Genomic DNA, 16471 nt, shown 5'->3' with positions numbered 1-16471 from the left:
CTCCACTCGGAACGGTGGCGACGAGGATCACCCCCGAACGCCGCTCCTCCACGGACGGGAACCCCTCAGGGGTGACGAGCGGCCACAGCGCGGCGGACCGCGTAGGCCGCAGCGCCGACGGCCAGGACGGCAGCGCCGCAGAGGGCCGAGGAGAGGGGGAGGGCGAAGGCCAGGACGAGGCAGCCGACCAGACCGAGAGCAGGGACGGCCCTGGCCGGGCGGCCCTCTTCAGGTGTGAGGGTCCAGGCGGAGGCGTTGGCGATGGCGTAGTACGCCAGGACGCCGAAGGAGGAGAACCCGATGGCCGCGCGCACGTCGGCCGTCGCGGCGACCACCGCCACCACCGCGCCCACCGCGAGTTCGGCCCGGTGCGGGACCTTGAACCTCGGGTGGACCGCGGCCAAGCCGTGGGGGAGGTGCCGGTCCCGGGCCATGGCCAGGGTGGTCCGGGACACGCCGAGGATCAGCGCGAGCAGCGAGCCGAGCGCTGCCACCGCCGCACCGACCCGCACAGCGGGCGCCAGCCACTCGGCGCCCGCGGCCCGGGCCGCGTCCGACAGGGGCGCGGCAGCCGACGCCAGCCCCTGCGGGCCGAGGACACCCAGTACGGAGACGGCGACGACGGCGTAGACGACCAGGGCGATCCCGAGCGCGATCGCCACACCCCGGGGGATGGTGCGCCGTGGGTCGCGGACCTCCTCGCCGAGGGTGGCGACGCGCGCGTATCCGGCGAAGGCGAAGAAGAGCAGGCCCGCTGCCTGGAGCACCCCGCCGAAGGTCGCGTCGTCCCTGACGTCGAGCCGTCCCGCGCTCGCGGCGGAAGAGGTCAGGGAGGCGACCGCCACAGCGGCGAGCACCGCCAGGACCACGGCCACGATCACCCGGGTCAGCAGCGCCGACTTCTGCACCCCGGCGTAGTTCACCGCAGTCAGCGCCACCACTGCGGCTACCGCGACCGCGTGAGCCTGGCCGGGCCACACGTACGACCCCACCGTGAGCGCCATGGCCGCGCAGGACGCGGTCTTGCCGACGACGAACCCCCATCCGGCGAGGTAGCCCCAGAACTCGCCCAGCCGCTCACGGCCGTAGACGTAGGTGCCGCCCGAGGCCGGGTACAGCGCGGCGAGCCGTGCGGACGAGATGGCGTTGCAGAACGCGACAACGGCGGCCAGGGCCAGGCTGATCAGCAGCCCGGAGCCGGCCGCGCGCGCCGCCGGCGCGAGTGCGCCGAAGATCCCCGCCCCGATCATCGACCCCAGGCCGATCACCACAGCGTCGGACAGCCCGAGCCGACGCTCCAACTCACCGGATCCGGCGGCTTTTGACGGCTTGTTCATGGACCCACCCCTGGCAGCAGCGCGACACTTTACGGGCTCCGATATCGGATGACGATATATGAGGCACGAGCAGTCGGTCGGCCGGGAGGCGGCCCGTGCGTTCGTCGAACGCTGGAGGTGATGCTCCGCACGCAGCGGGGAGACACCGGGACAGGGCGGCACGCGCGTGAACATGAGAAAGGGCCAGTTCGAGAGGATCAAGCCTCCGAACTGGCCCTTGGTGTGCTGTGCCCCCGGCAGGATTCGAACCTGCGACACCCGCTTTAGGAGAGCGGTGCTCTATCCCCTGAGCTACGAAGGCGGGGCCTGCGCGAAACCGTGCACGAACTGCAGAGCAGTCGATGCTGTGGCCTCTTTCCAAGCCCGGAGAGGTTGTGGCCTGTGACTACGGTGTGTGCGTGCACGGTCGCCCGTGCGGCACACATTGCAGCACCTGCCCCAGTCTCGATCCACAGCGTACCGGATCGAGGCTGGGGCAGGTGCTGTGGTTTCGTTCGCGGGGGGAGCGGAGGCCGGCCCGTGGGTCGGAGCTCAGCGCCGCCCCCGTTCGGCCCGGTGGATCAGCCGCGGCAGGACCCGGTCAGGCCACCGCGGCCCGGCCCGCGTTGCCCCTTGCCCAGTCGGTGATCTCCCGGGGCGGTGCGCCCGGGGTGAAGACGGCCGCCGCCCCAGGTCGAGCAGTTCGTGGACGTCTCCGCGGGGGATGATGCCGCCGCCGGACACCGAGATGTCCGTCGGGCCGCCCGAAGTCCGTCACCCTCCGGGGGAGCCGTCCCCGTGCCGCTGTTGTTCGGTGCTGATCAGTCGCGCTCCGTGATCCGCGCGCTGCCTTCCGGCCTGAAGCGCGTAAGCCTGCGCGGCGGGACGATGCTGGGCAGCAGCATCTCCCACAGGAGGGTCGTCTGCTCGCACAGGTCCGCGCGTCCGGTGAGCACCTGCGAGCTGAGTTGTAGTCCGGTCCAGGACCCGGTGACCAGCCGCGCCACCCGGTCGGGGTCGACGTCCGCCTTGACGTCACCGCGGTCCTGCGCCTGGGTCAGGCATTCCCGGAAGAGCTCGATCCACCGGGTGTAGGGCTCACTGACGATGTCCGTCTTGGAGCTCTGGTCGATCACCAGACGGATACCCGCGCGCACCCGGACGTCGTCCACCAGTTGCCGGGCCATCGACTGCAGGATGTCGATGATGGTCTGCACGCCAGGGTTCTCGGCGTTCGCCAAGGGGTCCAGGACGGAGAACTGCTCGTCGATGAGGGCCTGGGCGAGGTCTTCCTTCGAGGAGAAGTGGAAGTAGAGGGCGCCCTTGGTCACCCCGCCCTCCTTGACGATGTCGCCGAGCGTCGTGCCGTGATAGCCCTCGGCGTCGAAGGCGCGTGCCGCCCCGTCCAGAATGGCCGCCCGAGTGACCTCCGCGCGTTCCTGCCTGGCCATGTGCCCAACCCTTTCACTCCGTTGACCGGAGCTGTCGTCGAGGCTGTGCCCTCCGGGCTGCGACGCGACGAGCTCTCGGTGTCAGTTTGCCTTCCGGCCTCACAAAAAACCAACCAACTGGTACTGTTTTCCCGCAGTGCTCGACCGGCCCTCTGGTGGTGCAACGGCCTGCGGTCCGGTGGTTGGACGGTTTCCGGTGGTGCGTGGCCACATTGTTCGCAGTGGCTGAGGTGGGCTCGGTCTCGTCGTCCGCGGCGTCGGCGTGATCGGTGCGGTGCCGTGCCATCCGGTGCACTCCGCAGCCTGGTGTGGCAGTTCCGTCTTTACGCTGCCACGGGGCCGTCGGCGGTATGACGGCGCCCTTTCCGGTGTGGCATTCCGTGATTTTGTTCGCTCCAGCGCTATTTCCTGCTCGGGGTGTCGACCGGTTCCACCGGCCATCTCGCTTGCGAACGGCTTCTTCTGAGGGGTGGTTCGACCCGGCGAAGCCGGCGACGGCTCGGGGGGTTCGGGTTTCTCCGCGCTCACCGGATGGCAGCTGTCCGCCCAGTGGGGCAGGTACTCGGAATGGAACATTCCGTAGGCGGAAGTAGCGTCCCTCGGGAAGTGGGGGTAGTGGGAGATCTCTCCATGTGCCGCTCTGGCCTGGTGCTTCATCGTCGGTGCGGCTTCCTCTGAAGATCTTGACTCAACCGTTTGACAAACAGGTCGAATGGTTTCTTTACTGTAGAGGTGCCTGGTGGAGGCGGCTGTCCGCTTCGACGTCGACAGGGGGTGGGTCGGGTGCGATTCAATTTACTGGGTCCGCTGGAAGCGTTCTCCGATGACGACCCCGTGGGCCTGGGGGGATTCAATCAGCGGGCCATCGCGGGATTTCTTCTGCTGCGCGCCAACGAGGTCGTGCCCACCAGTAAATTGGTGCACGCGCTATGGGGGTACGACACTCCGGCGACGTCGCGGAAAATGGTGCAGAACGCCGTGTCCGGTCTGCGCAAGATCATAGAGCGGCATGCGGAAACCGCGGGAGCGGTCACGCTGACGACGACGGCTCCCGGCTACCGGATGACCGTCGCGGACGGCAACCTCGACCTGTGGAACTTCCGCCGTCTGGTGGAGCTGGGACGGGCCGACCTCGCCGCCGGCAGGGAGGAGTCGGGGCTGGGCAAGCTGTACTCGGCGCTGCAGCTGTGGCGCGGGCCGGTGCTCGCGGACCTCGCCGAGACGGGGGTCGCGTGGCCGGAGCTCAGCGCGGTCGCGGGGATGCGGATGTCCGTCTTCGAGGACTACGCGCAGGAGGCCCTCAACCGGGGCCGGCACCACGAAATCCTCGGTGAACTGGAGCAGATGGCCACCGCGGAGCCGGCCGGGGAGCGGATGTGCGGGCTGCTGATGGTGGCGCTGTACCGCTGCGGACGCCAGCACGACGCACTCGCGGCGTACCGGCGCACGAGGGCCGCGCTCCTGGACGACTTCGGTCTTGACCCCGGCCATGAACTCCGCGGCCTGGAGGTGGCCGTCCTGCACCACGACGCGTCCCTGGCCCTCGACGCCGAGCCCGAACGGCGCCGCACGATCCCCGGCCCCGTGGGCGTCCGCCGCTGCGAACGCATCACGGCGGGGCGCGGTGCGACGGCGCGCAGATCGCAGACACTGATGCACCGGCGCCACTCGTGACGGGCCGGCTTCCCGGGGCGTTTGGGCCCTTCGGGAAGCCGGTGGCAAGGACCCCGCAGGGGGTGGGCAGCCGGCCCCACCGGCTCGGGTTCGTGCACGGTCGACGTACCCGGGGAGGGACCTCGCGAAGCCGCCGCCGGTCGTGATGACGTCGGGGTGGGTCGGTTCCGCCAGGGACGTCGCGGCCGCCGCCAGGGCCGACGCTCCCGCCCCCACCACCTCGACCGCCCAGTCCTCGCGTGCCGTCCACACGGCCCCTCGGACGCGTGAACCCGATCTCCTCGCCCAGGATTTGGGCCGCCCGCCGCAGCGCCGCGCGGCCCGTCGAATGTCCCTCACTCCTTCCGCCTGCGCGATTACCGCACGGTTCCCGGACGGTGGCCCCTGCCATGGCGTACTGGACCCACGTGCGGGCGCGATACCGGCGCCGCTCGGTCCACAGTCCGACGCACGATCACGGTGTGACGACGAAAGAAGTGAGTGATGACTCCCCCGACATCACAGGCCCGCACCACGCGGGGCCTTGCGCTCGCCATCCTCTGCGCGATGCAGTTGATGATCATCCTTGACGGGACGATCGTCACGGTCGCACTTCCGACCATCCAGGACGGACTCGGCTTCTCCCAGAGCGGCCTGTCCTGGGTCGTGAACTCCTACCTCATCGCCTTCGCCGGTCTGCTGCTGCTGTCCGGCCGACTCGGAGACCTGCTCGGCACCAAGAAGGTGTTCCTCAGCGGTCTGAGTGTCTTCACCGTCGCCTCGCTGGTGTGCGGTATCGCGAACAGTTCCGAGGTGCTGATCACGGGCCGCTTCCTGCAGGGTGTGGGCGCCGCGCTGGCGTCCGCCGTGGTGCTCAGCATGATCGTCGGCCTGTACCCGGAGCCCGGCGAGCAGGCCAAGGCCATGGGCATCTACAGCTTCGTGTCCGCGGGCGGTGCCTCGCTCGGTCTGATCGCCGGCGGTGTCATCACCGACACGCTCGGCTGGCACTGGGTGTTCCTGATCAACCTGCCGATCGGCGTGGTCGTCCTGTTCCTCGGCCTGAAGCTGCTGGCGGACGAGCCGGGCCTCGGCCTGAAGGCGGGCGCCGACGCCATCGGCGCGGTACTGGTGACGGCCGGCCTGTCGCTGGGCGTGTTCACCATCTCGCAGGTCGCCGAGGACGAGTTCAGCAGCGGCGAGCCGGCCACGTACGGCCTGGTGTCGGTGGCGCTGCTGGCGGCGTTCGTGTGGCGGCAGGCCACGGCGCGGCGTCCGCTGTTGGCCCTCAGGATCTTCCGCAACCGGGAGGTGGTCGGCGCCAACATCGCGGTGGTGCTGATCTTCTCGGCCGGTTTCGGCTTCCAGTTCCTCAACGCCCTGTATCTGCAGCGCGTGCTGGGCTTCGATTCGATGCGGACCGGACTGGCGTTCCTACCGGCTCCGCTGGTCATCGGCACGATGTCGCTGTTCTTCACGCCGAAGCTGGTTGCTCGCTCCGGCACCCGGCTGGTGCTGCTCACCGGTCTGCTGTTCCTCGGCGGCGGTCTGCTGCTGCTCAGCCGGGCCCCGGTCGGCGGCGACTACTGGATCGACGTGGCGCTGCCGCTGGTCGTCCAGGGCTTCGGCATGGGGCTGACGGTGTCGTCGGTCATCATGCGGGCCATGGGCGCCGTGGCCCCGGAGGACGCGGGTCTGGCCTCCGGTCTGAACAACACGGCGCAGCAGGCCGGCGCCGCGGTCGGTCTGGCGGTGCTGGCGACGGTCGCCACCTCGCACAGCAACTCGCTGCTGGGCGAGGGGCGTCCGGCGATCGAGGCGTTGCGGGACGGCTACAGCCTGGCCTTCCTGTGGGCGGCCGGGTTCGTGTTCGTGGCCTGGCTGGTGGCGTTCTTCGTACTGAAGGACGTCGAGCGGCCCACGGCCGCCGGCGCGACGGCGGCCGAGGTGACGCCTGAGGCGGTGCCGACGGTAGGACACATCTGACAGGACCCCAACGGGCCGGAGGTGGCCGGGATCACCGGCCGCGCTCCGACCTGTGTGGGGAGGACTCGATCACTCAGGGGGTAGGCACATGGCGGACAGGATCCGGGTGGGAGTCGTCGGCGCACTCCACAGGAGCGCGGGTCCGGGGTTCACGGCCGGGTGATGCGGACCCGGTAGTTCCCGTCGGGTGCCTTGTCCCGCACCGAGATGCGGATGCCGTTGGCCCGGTCGGTGAACGTCTCACCCGGTTCGAAGGGGGCGTCGGAGAGCTCGGCGTGGACGTTCGGCCGCCGGGTGCAGCCGCCGCTGTCCTCGGTGCTGTCCTCGACGGACACCGGCCCCTGGCCGGTGTCCACGTCCGAGCTCACCTTGTAGATGAGGACGCCGGGCCGGCAGACCGCCTCGTCGTTGCCCCCGGCGGTCCGTACCTCCACCGCGTAGCCGGACTGCGCGCTCACCGGTACGAAGGCCAGCTTCGGTCCGCCCGTCGTGGCCAGCGGCCCGAGGACGTGTTCGCTGGTGCCGGGCATGGCGGCGCAGCTGATCTGGTCGCCGTCCAGCCATCCGAGCTTCCATTTGTGCCAGGCCAGGAGGTCGTTGTTGGCCCCCCAGTCCTCGGACATGATGTCCCAGTGCCCCACGGAGCCGCCGCCCTCCATCGTGTAGAGGTCGGGCAGCCCGAAGACGTGGCCGTTCTCGTGGGGCAGGACCCGGTAGCCGGTCTCCGCGTACGAGCCGGAGCCGTCGTCCTGGCGGCTGTACACGAAGGACGTGTTGGCGAGCGGCACGCCGTCGGCGGACGGGGCGTCGTCGTTCCCGGAGAAGGTCACCGACAGGACTGTGTCCAGCGCGGAAGGGCCGGCGTTCGGGGTGACCAGCACGTTGACCAGGTCGTACGCCGAGAAGTCGACCTTCGGGTCGGCGACGGCCACCAGGTCCCTCACGAGCTCGCGGTAGCCCGGCTCGTACGGTGAGCCGCGCTCTATGCCGTACTCCGCGAACGGCTTCGGCATCCGCAGCCAGTCCTCCACCGGTGCTTCCGGTATGTAGGTGAGCCGGCCGTAGGAGCTGGTGCTGAACCAGTCGGAGGTCTGCGGGAAGAATTCCGCGAGCCGGTCGGAGGTCGGCTCCGTCGCCCGCGCGTCCGGGAAGTCGATCATCAGGTTGAGGGCTTTGATCCGGCCGGTGGACCGCACGTAGCCGGCAGGCGTGGGCATGCCCTCCGACATCTGGACGCCCATGGCCGTCGGTATTCGGCACGGTGCGAGGCCGGTCCCGCGCGGCGCGGACACGGGTCCGGCGGCCGCGCGGTCGGACAGCGGCAGGGTGGAGCTGGCCGATGCCGTCACCGCGATGACCAGGGCCGTCGCTCCGGCGAGGGCGAGGGGGCGGCGGTATCCGCGTATCCGGTGGCGGGGCTGCTGCATGGGGCGGCGCCTTCGGGATCGGCGGCAGTCGGCCGGCCCTGACTGCGCTCTGGCGATCAGCCTCATCCGGGTCACGGGGGACCGCTCGCTGGGTGCGCCGATGGAGGGTTTCTGTCGGGCGGTTCGCGTGACTCAGGTCACACAGGGGTGGGAAATAAGCGGGGATCCCTTCCCCGTTTACACCTGTGTTCCCGAGAAACGGGGACACGGTCCCCGGTTGCGCCGGAGGCCGCCGCGCCCATCGAGTCGTACGCAGCGAGTCGAGAACGCGCACATCGAGCCGAGCCCATCGGAAGGGAAGAGCCGTGGCCGTGGAGTCCGTCGCCGAACCCGTTTCCTGCGCCGTACGGCGCCGCATGCCCCGCCCGCGGGCGGACGCGCTGCGCAACAGGGAGCGGATCGTGACGGCCGCGCGTGAGATGTTCGTCGAGTTCGGGCCGGATGTGCCGCTCGACGAGGTCGCACGAAGGGCCGGAGTCGGCAACGCCACGCTCTACCGGAACTTCCCCGACCGGGCCGCCCTTGTCCATGAGGTCGTCCTCGCCGTCACCTCCCGCACCACCGACCGGGTGGAGGAGGCCGTCGAGGCCGAGTCCGACCCCTTCGCCGCGCTCAGCCGCTTCGTGCACGCGGCGGCCGACGAACGGATCGGCGCCCTGTGCCCGATGCTGTCCGGCGGTTTCGACAACGCCCACCCCGAACTGCTCACCGAGCGCCGCCGCCTCGAAGAGGCCGTCGAGGGGCTCGTGGAGCGTGCCAAGTCCGCGGGGCGGCTGCGCACCGACATCGCCGTCGGTGACGTACTCGTCGCCCTCTCCCAGCTCACCCGGCCGCTGCCCGGCACCGCCTGCCCGGAGATCGACCGGTTCACCCACCGCCATCTGCAGCTCTTCCTGGACGGTCTGGAAGCTCCGGCCCGCTCCGAGCTGCCCGGATCGGCGGCGACCTTGGAGGACCTTCGCGGCGGGTGCTGACACCCGCGCACCGGAGAACCGACCCCTCAGCCCTCGGCCCTCAGCGGCCCCCATCAGCCCCATGAAACCGGCCCGGACCTGACACGCAGGGTCCGGCCCGGGCACCGCTCGCCCTTTTCCGAGTCCGTACGCGGTCCGTTCGCGGTCCGCCGGACCCGCAGCTCCTCATGTCCTTAGGTGGCAACTCCCATGTCCAGAACAGCCGGAACCCTTCCGGATCCCAGTCGCTGGAAAGCACTGGCCTTCATCGCACTCGCCCAGCTGATGGTCGTGCTCGACGCGACCATCGTGAACATCGCGCTGCCCTCCGCCCAGACCGATCTGGGCATTTCCGAGGGCAACAAGCAGTGGGTCATCACCGCCTACGCCCTCGCCTTCGGTGGGCTCCTGCTCTTCGGTGGACGCATCGCCGACCTCTGGGGCCGTAAGCGCACCTTCGTCGTGGGCCTGCTCGGCTTCGCCGCGGCCTCCGCGCTCGGTGGTGCGGCGACGGGCGAGGCGATGATGTTCGGCTCCCGTGCCCTGCAGGGCGTCTTCGGCGCACTGCTCGCCCCGGCGGCCCTCTCCCTGCTCGCCGTGATGTTCACGGACGCCAAGGAGCGCGCCAAGGCCTTCGGTATCTACGGGGCCATCGCCGGTGGCGGTGGCGCGGTCGGCCTGATCCTGGGCGGCTTCCTCACCGAGTACCTGAACTGGCGCTGGACCTTCTTCGTCAACATCCCGTTCGCGATCATCGCCGCCGCCGGTGCCTACTTCGTCATCCGTGAGCCGTCCGGCAGCCGCAACCGCTCGCCGCTCGACATACCCGGCGTCGTCCTGTCCACCCTGGGTCTGGTCGCTCTGGTGTACGGCTTCACCCGTGCCGAGTCGGCCGGCTGGTCGGACTCGCTGACCGTCGGCATGTTCGTCGCGGCCGTGGTGCTGCTGGCGGCCTTCGTCGCCACCGAGGCGCGCGTCAAGTCGCCGCTGCTGCCGCTGCGCGTCCTGATGGAGCGCAACCGAGGAGGGGTCTACCTCTCGCTGGGCCTCGCCATCATCGCGATGTTCGGACTGTTCCTCTTCCTGACGTACTACCTGCAGGTGGTCCAGGGCTACTCGCCGGTCAAGACCGGCTTCGCGTTCATGCCGATGATCGTCGGCATGATCACCGGCTCCACGCAGATCGGCGCCCGGCTGATGACCCGGGTCCCGCCGAGGCTGCTGATGGGCCCCGGGTTCCTGGTGGCGGCCGTCGGCATGCTGCTGCTGACCCAGCTGGACATCAACACCTCCTACACGGCCGTCATCCTGCCGGGCCAGCTGCTGCTCGGCCTGGGCATGGGCACGGCGTTCATGCCGGCCATGTCCCTGGCCACGCACGGCATCGAGCCGCGTGACGCGGGGGTGGCCTCCGCGATGGTGAACACCTCGCAGCAGGTCGGCGGTGCCATCGGCACGGCCCTGCTCAACACCATCGCCGCCGGTGCCACCACCGCGTACGTCGCCGATCACGCGGCCGGTGCGAGTGACCCGAAGCTGCTCGAACTGCAGGCCATGGTCGCCGGCTTCTCCAGCGCCATCTGGTGGGCGGTCGGCATCCTGGTCGCAGCCTCGGCGATCGCGGTGGCCCTGATCAACACCGGCCGCCCCGGCACCGGCGCGGGCGACGGCCTGACGGACGGAGCCGAGGAAGAGTTCAGGATCCCGGTCGTCGCTCACTGAGCGAGGCGACGGGACACCGGGTCTGCCCTGGCTCCGCTCAGCGGAGCCAGGGCAGATCCGCGTCCGTGCCCTCCGGCTGCAGACCGGTGGCGATGACCTGCATGATCTCGCCGAGGCTCTGTACCTGCTCGGGGCTGAGCCGGGCGAACATCGCCTGGCGCACCGCTTCGACGTGCCCGGGTGCGGACCGGCTGAGCATCGCGTGGCCCTCCTCGGTGAGGATCGCGTTCTGGCCCCGCTTGTCCGACGGGCACTCCTCACGGCGGACCCAGCCGTTCTTCTCCAGCCGCGCCACGGCGTGCGAGAGGCGGGAGCGGGTGATCTTGGCGTCCTTGGCCAGCTGGGTCATGCGCTTCTGCCGGCGAGGAGCCTGCGAGAGCTGGACGAGGAGTCCGTAGTAGATGTGCGGCATGCCCGCGTCGCGCTGCAACTGGCGGTCGAGGTGATCCTCCATGAGCGTGGTGGCGGCGAGATAGCTGCGCCACACGCTCTGCTCTTCATCGGTGAGCCATCGGGGCCCGCCGGGGGATGCCGTGGTCATGTACTCCACTGTACGACCTTTTCTTGAAAGTTGAACTAGATAGAGCTAAGGTCTCCGGTAGTTGGAACTTGAAGATTCAAAGATTTGGTCCCGAAGAACTGATCTGCCGAATCCACTGCGCTCGCGCTGGAGCGCGTTCCCGGTACCTGCAGGGAACACACATACCTTGATCGGCGGAGGAATGGGAGTGTCATGACAGTCACCGCGGAACGCATGCCCGCCCTCTACCTCTCCCACGGCGCCCCGCCGCTCGCCGACGACCCGGTCTGGCCCGGAGAGCTGGCCGCCTGGTCGGCCGGGCTGCCCCGCCCCAAGGCGGTGCTGATGGTCTCCGCGCACTGGGAGGAGGCCCCGCTCGCCCTCGGTGCCACCGAGCCCGTGCCGCTGGTCTACGACTTCTGGGGCTTCCCCGAGCACTACTACCAGGTGGAGTACGCCGCCCCCGGGGCCCCGAAGCTCGCCGACGACGTCCGTAAGCTGCTGCGCGGCGCCGGCACCCCGGTCCAGGACATCCCCGACCGCGGCCTCGACCACGGGGCGTACGTGCCGCTGGTCGAGATGTTCCCCGCCGCCGACATCCCCGTACTCCAGATCTCGATGCCGACGCTCGACCCGCAGAAGCTGATGTCCATCGGGCGCAAGCTCGCCCCGCTGCGCGACGAAGGGGTGCTGATCGTCGGGAGCGGCTTCTTCACGCACAACCTGGCGGCCCTGAGGCACCCCGGTGGCGGCACCCCCGGCTGGTCCGCGGAGTTCGACGACTGGGGTCACCGGGCGCTCCAGGCGCAGGACATCGACTCCCTGCTGGACTTCGAGCACGCCTCGCCCGCCGGCAGGCTGGCCCACCCCCGCACGGAGCACTTCGCACCGCTGTTCGTCACACTCGGGGCGGCCGAGGGGGATCTCGATCAGGGGCGCAGCGTCATCGACGGCTTCTGGCTGGGCCTGGCCAAGCGCTCGGTGCAGTTCGGCTGACCAGCCGCTTCTCGTACCAGGACACGTCCCAGTACCGGCCGAACTTCCGGCCCACCTCCGTGTACGTACCGACGTGGCGGAAGCCGAAGGCGTCGTGGAGCCGGACCGACGGCTCGTTCGGCTGCGCGATCCCGGCGTAGGCGCGGTGGACGTCCTCGTCGGCCAGGGCCTCGAACAGTGCCGCGTAGAGCAGCGTGCCGACACCGCGGCCCGTGGCGCCCGGGGCGAGGTACACGCTCACCTCGACCGATGTGCCGTACGCGGCCTTCGCGCGGAACGGGCTGCTGGTGGCGTAGCCGAGGACATGGGGTGCGTCGTGCCGGGTATCCGTGTCCGGAGCAACCAGCAGCCTGTGGGGTCCGTCTTCCGGGTGGGAGCGCAGCCACGGCAGACGCTCCTGCGGGGTGAAGGCGGTCGTGTCGAATGTGAGCGCGGTCTCACGGACGTAATGGTTGTAGATGTCCGTGAGTGCCCGCAGATCGTCCTCCACTCCGGGCCTGACCTGCACTTCTGCGGGTATCTGCGGCATCTGTCCTCCTCTGGGGGTCGGACAGGGTACTGCATGATCTCGAAAGTGAATGGGCGTCGTGGGAATTCTGTCCGGATTCCAGTCGTTGTTTCCATCGGATGCAGGGCACCCGGGAGGGTGTCGCGACCTACTCAGCAAGGGAGCACGCATGGCAACCCGTGCCGTCGCCCGTCGTTCGTCCGCCAGCACCGGCGGGACCAACCGGGCAAGCAGTGTTCGCGCCGTGGGCGGGGAGATCGCCGATCGCGACCTGGTCGGCATGTACCTGGACGAGATCGCTCGCACACCGCTGCTCGACGCCGCCAAGGAGGTCGAGCTCTCCCAGACGATCGAGGCGGGCGTCTTCGCCCAGCAGATCCTCGACGGAGTGGTGGAGAGCGAAGCCGGCGGTGCGAAGCGTGAGGAGCTGGAGGCGCTGGTCGCCGAGAGCGAGCGCGCCAAGGACATATTCATCCGTTCCAACCTCCGGCTCGTCGTTGCCGTGGCCAGGCGCTACCCGAGGGCGGGTCTGCCCCTGCTCGACCTGATCCAGGAAGGGAACGCGGGCCTGGTGCGCGCGGTCGAGAAGTTCGACTACGCCAAGGGCTTCAAGTTCTCGACGTACGCCACCTGGTGGATCCGGCAGGCCATCACCCGTTCCATCGCCGACCAGTCCCGCACCATCCGGCTCCCCGTCCACCTCGTGGAGGAGCTCGGCAGGATCCGGCGCGTGCAGCGCGAATTCAACCGTGAGCACGGGCGGGATCCGGACCACTCGGAGATCGCCGCCGAGCTCGACTCCAACCCCGAGCGCGTGGGCAACGTCCTGGACTGGGCCCGTGACCCGGTCAGCCTGAACATGTCCGTGGACGACGACGGCGACACGCAGTTCGGGGACCTGCTGGAGGACACCTCCGCCGTGTCGCCGGAGCAGTCCGTGATGACGTTGCTGCGCAGCGAGGAGCTCGAGGACCTGATCGGCAAGCTCGACAACCGCACCGCCTCCATCATCAAGATGCGCTACGGGATCGAGGACGGCCGTGAGCGGACCCTCACCGAGGTGGGCAAGCAGCACGGTCTGACTCGGGAGCGGATCCGTCAGATCGAGAAGCACGCATTGCTCGAATTGAAGCGAATGGCTCACGACACGGGCTTTGACGCTGCGGCGTGAGCCGATAACCCGTAATCTCCCCATCAAGCCGGTTCGCACCGGCCCGACGACCGGTCTCCTTTCCGGTCCCCTGAGCTGAGTCCCGGCGCCCACCCCCCCCGGCGCCGGGGCTCATTCATGTGTGCCGGTGCATGTCCCGCCGGTCGCCCGCGGTGACGCGGCGCGGGACAGACGCGCACCCAGGACGCCGAGGTGTTCCACGAGCTCGGGCGGACCGTGCGCCACGAACGCGCAGTCCACCAGGGCGAGCCGCAGCGCCACCCACTCCAGCGAGCTCTGGGACGTCGTACGCAGCCGGCAGCGTTGTTCGCCCCTCGGCTCCGGCGCGCCGAACTCCGCGGGCAGCCGGGCCGTCACGGCAGCGGCCGACGCCTCGAACGTCACATCGATGTGCAGCTCCGGCTGCGTACGCGCCATCGAACGCGCGAGGAACTCCGCCGCGTCGCCGTTCCCGGCGGGGAGCTCGCGCGGGGTGAACCGGGACCCGGTGGCCAAGGGGTCACTCACCCGGTCCACCCGGAAGGTGCGCCAGTCCTCGCGGTCCAGGTCGTACGCGACGAGGTACCAGCGGCTGCCCGTGCTCACCAGGCGGTACGGCTCGGCCTGCCGCTTCGACGCGGCGCCGTCCCTCGCCCGGTAGCCGAAGCGGAGCCGTTCGCGCGCGGTGACGGCAGAGGCGATCGCCGTGAGCGTCCGCGGATCGATGGTCGCGCCGTCGCCGCGGGTGAGGAGGACGGTGGCGTTCTGAAGGGAGGAGACCCGGTGCCGCAGCCGTGAGGGCAGCACCTGCTCCAGCTTGGCCAGGGCCCGCACGGACGCCTCGTCGACGCCTTCGATGGCGTGCCCGGCGCCGGCCCGCAGCCCCACCGCGATGGCCACCGCCTCCTCGTCGTCCAGCAGGAGCGGCGGCATGGCGGTCCCCGCGACCAGGCGGTAGCCGCCGACCGAGCCGCGTGACGCCTCGACCGGATAGCCGAGGTCGCGCAGCCGGTCGATGTCGCGCCGGATGGTGCGCGGGGTGACGCCGAGCCGCGTGGCCAGCTCGCTGCCCGGCCACTCACGAGGAGTCTGGAGGAGCGACAGCAGATTCAGCAGTCGTGCCGGGGTGTCGGTCATGGGGTACAGGATGCCCATCCATTAGGTCACTAACTGACCTGTTCGGCCTCTAGCTTCTGGCCATGCAATCTTCCGAATCCCTGCCGACCACGGCAGCCGTCGGCACGGCGCCGACCGGGCCGACCGCACCGCAGGACCTGACAGACCAGGCGGGTACCGCGGACCGACGCCGCTGGTTCGCGCTCGCGATCGTGATGACCGCGGCCTTCATGGACCTGGTCGACGTCACGATCGTCAACATCGCCATTCCGAGCATCACCCGGGACACGGGAGCCTCGTTCACGGCGATCCAGTGGATCACCGCCGGATACGCGCTGGCCTTCGCGGCCGGTCTGATCACCGGCGGCCGGCTCGGCGACATCTACGGCCGCAAGCGGCTCTTCCTCATAGGCATCGCCGGTTTCACGATCGCCTCCGCGCTCTGCGGGTTCGCCGTGAACCCCGAGATGCTGGTCGCCTCGCGCATCCTGCAAGGCGGCATGGCCGCACTGATGGTGCCGCAGGTGCTGTCGATCGTGCACGCCACCTTCCCGGCGCACGAGCGCGGCAAGGTCTTCGGGCTCTTCGGCGCGATCGTCGGGCTCGGCGCGGTGTCCGGGCCCCTGCTGGGCGCACTGCTCACCGAGTGGAACTTCTTCGGTCTCGAATGGCGGCCGATCTTCCTGATCAACCTGCCGGTCGGCATCGCAGGACTGCTGCTGGGGCGCGTGTTCATCACCGAGTCCAAGGCGCCCAAGGCACTCCGGCTCGACCTGGCCGGCGTGGCCCTCGTGACGCTCGGTCTCCTCATGCTTCTCTACCCGCTGACCCGGGGACGCGAGCTGGGCTGGCCGCTGTGGGGCCATGTGTCGATGGCCGCCAGCCTGCTGGTGTTCGCGGCTCTCGTGCTGTTCGAGCGCCGCAAGGGGGACAGGGACGACTCGCCCCTCATCGAACTGTCGCTGTTCCGGGTGAAGAGCTTCGCGGCGGGCACCGCGGTTCAGCTCACCTTCGGTGTCGCCCTGGGCATCTTCTTCCTGGTCTGGACGCTCTACCTGCAGATGGGCCTGGGCTGGAGCGCCCTGCGGGCCGGTTCGACCGGGATCCCGTTCTCGATCGCCGTCTCGTGCGCCGCCGGGGTCTCCGTGCAGAAGCTGGTGCCCCGCTTCGGCCGCAAGGTCCTGCAGGCCGGCGCGCTGCTGATGATCACCGGGCTGCTGCTCTACATCTGGGAGGCCGGGCGCTACGGACTGGACATCAGCCCGTGGCAGATGGTGCTCCCGCTGGTGGTCATGGGCGTGGGCATGGGGCTGATCGTGGCTCCGCTGACGGACGCGGTGCTCTCCGGGGTGCCGAAGGAGCACTCCGGGTCGGCGTCGGGGCTGATCAACACCGTGCAGCAGATGGGCACGGCGCTGGGTCTCGGCCTCGTCTCGGTCGTCTTCTTCGGCACGATCAGCGACCGGCTGCCGCCGGAAGCGATGGGCGCGGCGTTCGTGGACGCGTTCCAGCAGTCGCTGTGGTGGGTGGCCGGGGTACTCGCGGTGATCTTCCTCGTGATGTTCGCCCTGCCCGCCAGGCCCCGGTTGCACCTGGAGGGCGGCGGGGACGGGACGCCGGCCGCCCGGTCGCAGGGCGACGGCTTGCCGAAGGAGCCCGCACTGACGAGGTGA

Annotated in this window: 13 protein-coding genes and 1 tRNA gene; 7 read left to right on the top strand and 7 right to left on the bottom strand. The window is 69.8% G+C overall.

All coding sequences use genetic code 11. From position 1 onward, the window contains the following. Positions 1-65: 65 nt before the first annotated feature. From ABT001_RS01085 to ABT001_RS01075, 3 genes are all read right to left on the bottom strand, one after another. The gene (locus ABT001_RS01085; protein ID WP_351270409.1) at positions 66-1337 is read right to left on the bottom strand and encodes an APC family permease; all 1272 of its coding nucleotides are present in this window, start codon (positions 1335-1337) and stop codon (positions 66-68) included. A gap of 228 nt (positions 1338-1565) precedes the next feature. Next, positions 1566-1638: transfer RNA gene (locus tag ABT001_RS01080), tRNA-Arg, on the bottom strand. 499 nt (positions 1639-2137) lie between these two features. Further along, complete coding sequence (locus tag ABT001_RS01075) at positions 2138-2767, bottom strand: ScbR family autoregulator-binding transcription factor (RefSeq protein ID WP_351270406.1); 630 nt, start codon at positions 2765-2767, stop codon at positions 2138-2140. 783 nt (positions 2768-3550) lie between these two features. Here ABT001_RS01075 and ABT001_RS01070 point away from each other — a divergent pair. Then, positions 3551-4441 carry an AfsR/SARP family transcriptional regulator gene (locus tag ABT001_RS01070; RefSeq protein ID WP_351270403.1) on the top strand — a complete coding sequence of 297 codons (891 nt, stop codon included), beginning with the start codon at positions 3551-3553 and terminating at the stop codon, positions 4439-4441. 483 nt (positions 4442-4924) lie between these two features. Further along, positions 4925-6406 (top strand): DHA2 family efflux MFS transporter permease subunit, encoded by a 1482-nt coding sequence (locus tag ABT001_RS01065; protein WP_351270400.1) that lies wholly within the window; start codon positions 4925-4927, stop codon positions 6404-6406. Between the two features lie 149 nt (positions 6407-6555). Here the strand turns inward: ABT001_RS01065 and ABT001_RS01060 are convergent, their stop codons facing one another. Continuing rightward, a complete protein-coding gene (locus ABT001_RS01060; RefSeq protein WP_351270397.1) occupies positions 6556-7833 on the bottom strand; it encodes a M6 family metalloprotease domain-containing protein in 1278 nt (425 codons plus the stop codon). 356 nt (positions 7834-8189) lie between these two features. On the opposite strand from ABT001_RS01060, the gene ABT001_RS01055 reads away from it, so the two are divergent. Both ABT001_RS01055 and ABT001_RS01050 read left to right on the top strand, forming a co-directional pair. Beyond that, the gene (locus tag ABT001_RS01055; RefSeq protein ID WP_351270733.1) at positions 8190-8807 is read left to right on the top strand and encodes a TetR/AcrR family transcriptional regulator; all 618 of its coding nucleotides are present in this window, start codon (positions 8190-8192) and stop codon (positions 8805-8807) included. Positions 8808-8996: 189 nt separating this feature from the next. After that, positions 8997-10508 (top strand): MFS transporter, encoded by a 1512-nt coding sequence (locus ABT001_RS01050; protein ID WP_351270395.1) that lies wholly within the window; start codon positions 8997-8999, stop codon positions 10506-10508. Positions 10509-10545: 37 nt separating this feature from the next. Here ABT001_RS01050 and ABT001_RS01045 read toward each other — a convergent pair whose 3' ends face one another. Then, complete coding sequence (locus ABT001_RS01045) at positions 10546-11058, bottom strand: MarR family winged helix-turn-helix transcriptional regulator (RefSeq protein ID WP_351270392.1); 513 nt, start codon at positions 11056-11058, stop codon at positions 10546-10548. 183 nt (positions 11059-11241) lie between these two features. On the opposite strand from ABT001_RS01045, the gene ABT001_RS01040 reads away from it, so the two are divergent. Beyond that, a complete protein-coding gene (locus ABT001_RS01040) occupies positions 11242-12024 on the top strand; it encodes a dioxygenase family protein (RefSeq protein WP_351270389.1) in 783 nt (260 codons plus the stop codon). Here ABT001_RS01040 and ABT001_RS01035 read toward each other — a convergent pair. Then, positions 11972-12553: a GNAT family N-acetyltransferase gene (locus tag ABT001_RS01035; protein ID WP_351270386.1), complete on the bottom strand. Its 582-nt coding sequence runs from the start codon at positions 12551-12553 to the stop codon at positions 11972-11974. The genes ABT001_RS01040 and ABT001_RS01035 overlap by 53 nt on opposite strands. 148 nt (positions 12554-12701) lie before the next feature. Here ABT001_RS01035 and ABT001_RS01030 point away from each other — a divergent pair, with 148 nt between their 5' ends. Then, positions 12702-13703 carry a sigma-70 family RNA polymerase sigma factor gene (locus ABT001_RS01030; RefSeq protein ID WP_351270384.1) on the top strand — a complete coding sequence of 334 codons (1002 nt, stop codon included), beginning with the start codon at positions 12702-12704 and terminating at the stop codon, positions 13701-13703. Positions 13704-13814: 111 nt separating this feature from the next. On the opposite strand, the gene ABT001_RS01025 is transcribed toward ABT001_RS01030, so the two are convergent. Then, positions 13815-14819 (bottom strand): helix-turn-helix transcriptional regulator, encoded by a 1005-nt coding sequence (locus ABT001_RS01025; RefSeq protein WP_351270381.1) that lies wholly within the window; start codon positions 14817-14819, stop codon positions 13815-13817. A 62-nt stretch (positions 14820-14881) separates the two neighbouring features. Here ABT001_RS01025 and ABT001_RS01020 point away from each other — a divergent pair, with 62 nt between their 5' ends. Next, positions 14882-16471, top strand: coding sequence for an MFS transporter (locus ABT001_RS01020; protein WP_351270378.1), 1590 nt, complete (start codon positions 14882-14884; stop codon positions 16469-16471).

This window comes from Streptomyces sp. NPDC002793, assembly GCF_040295485.1.
In the GTDB taxonomy this organism is placed as follows: Bacteria; Actinomycetota; Actinomycetes; order Streptomycetales; family Streptomycetaceae; genus Streptomyces.
Note: the sequence above shows the minus strand (reverse complement) of the source record. Positions and strands in the feature narration are given on the sequence as shown.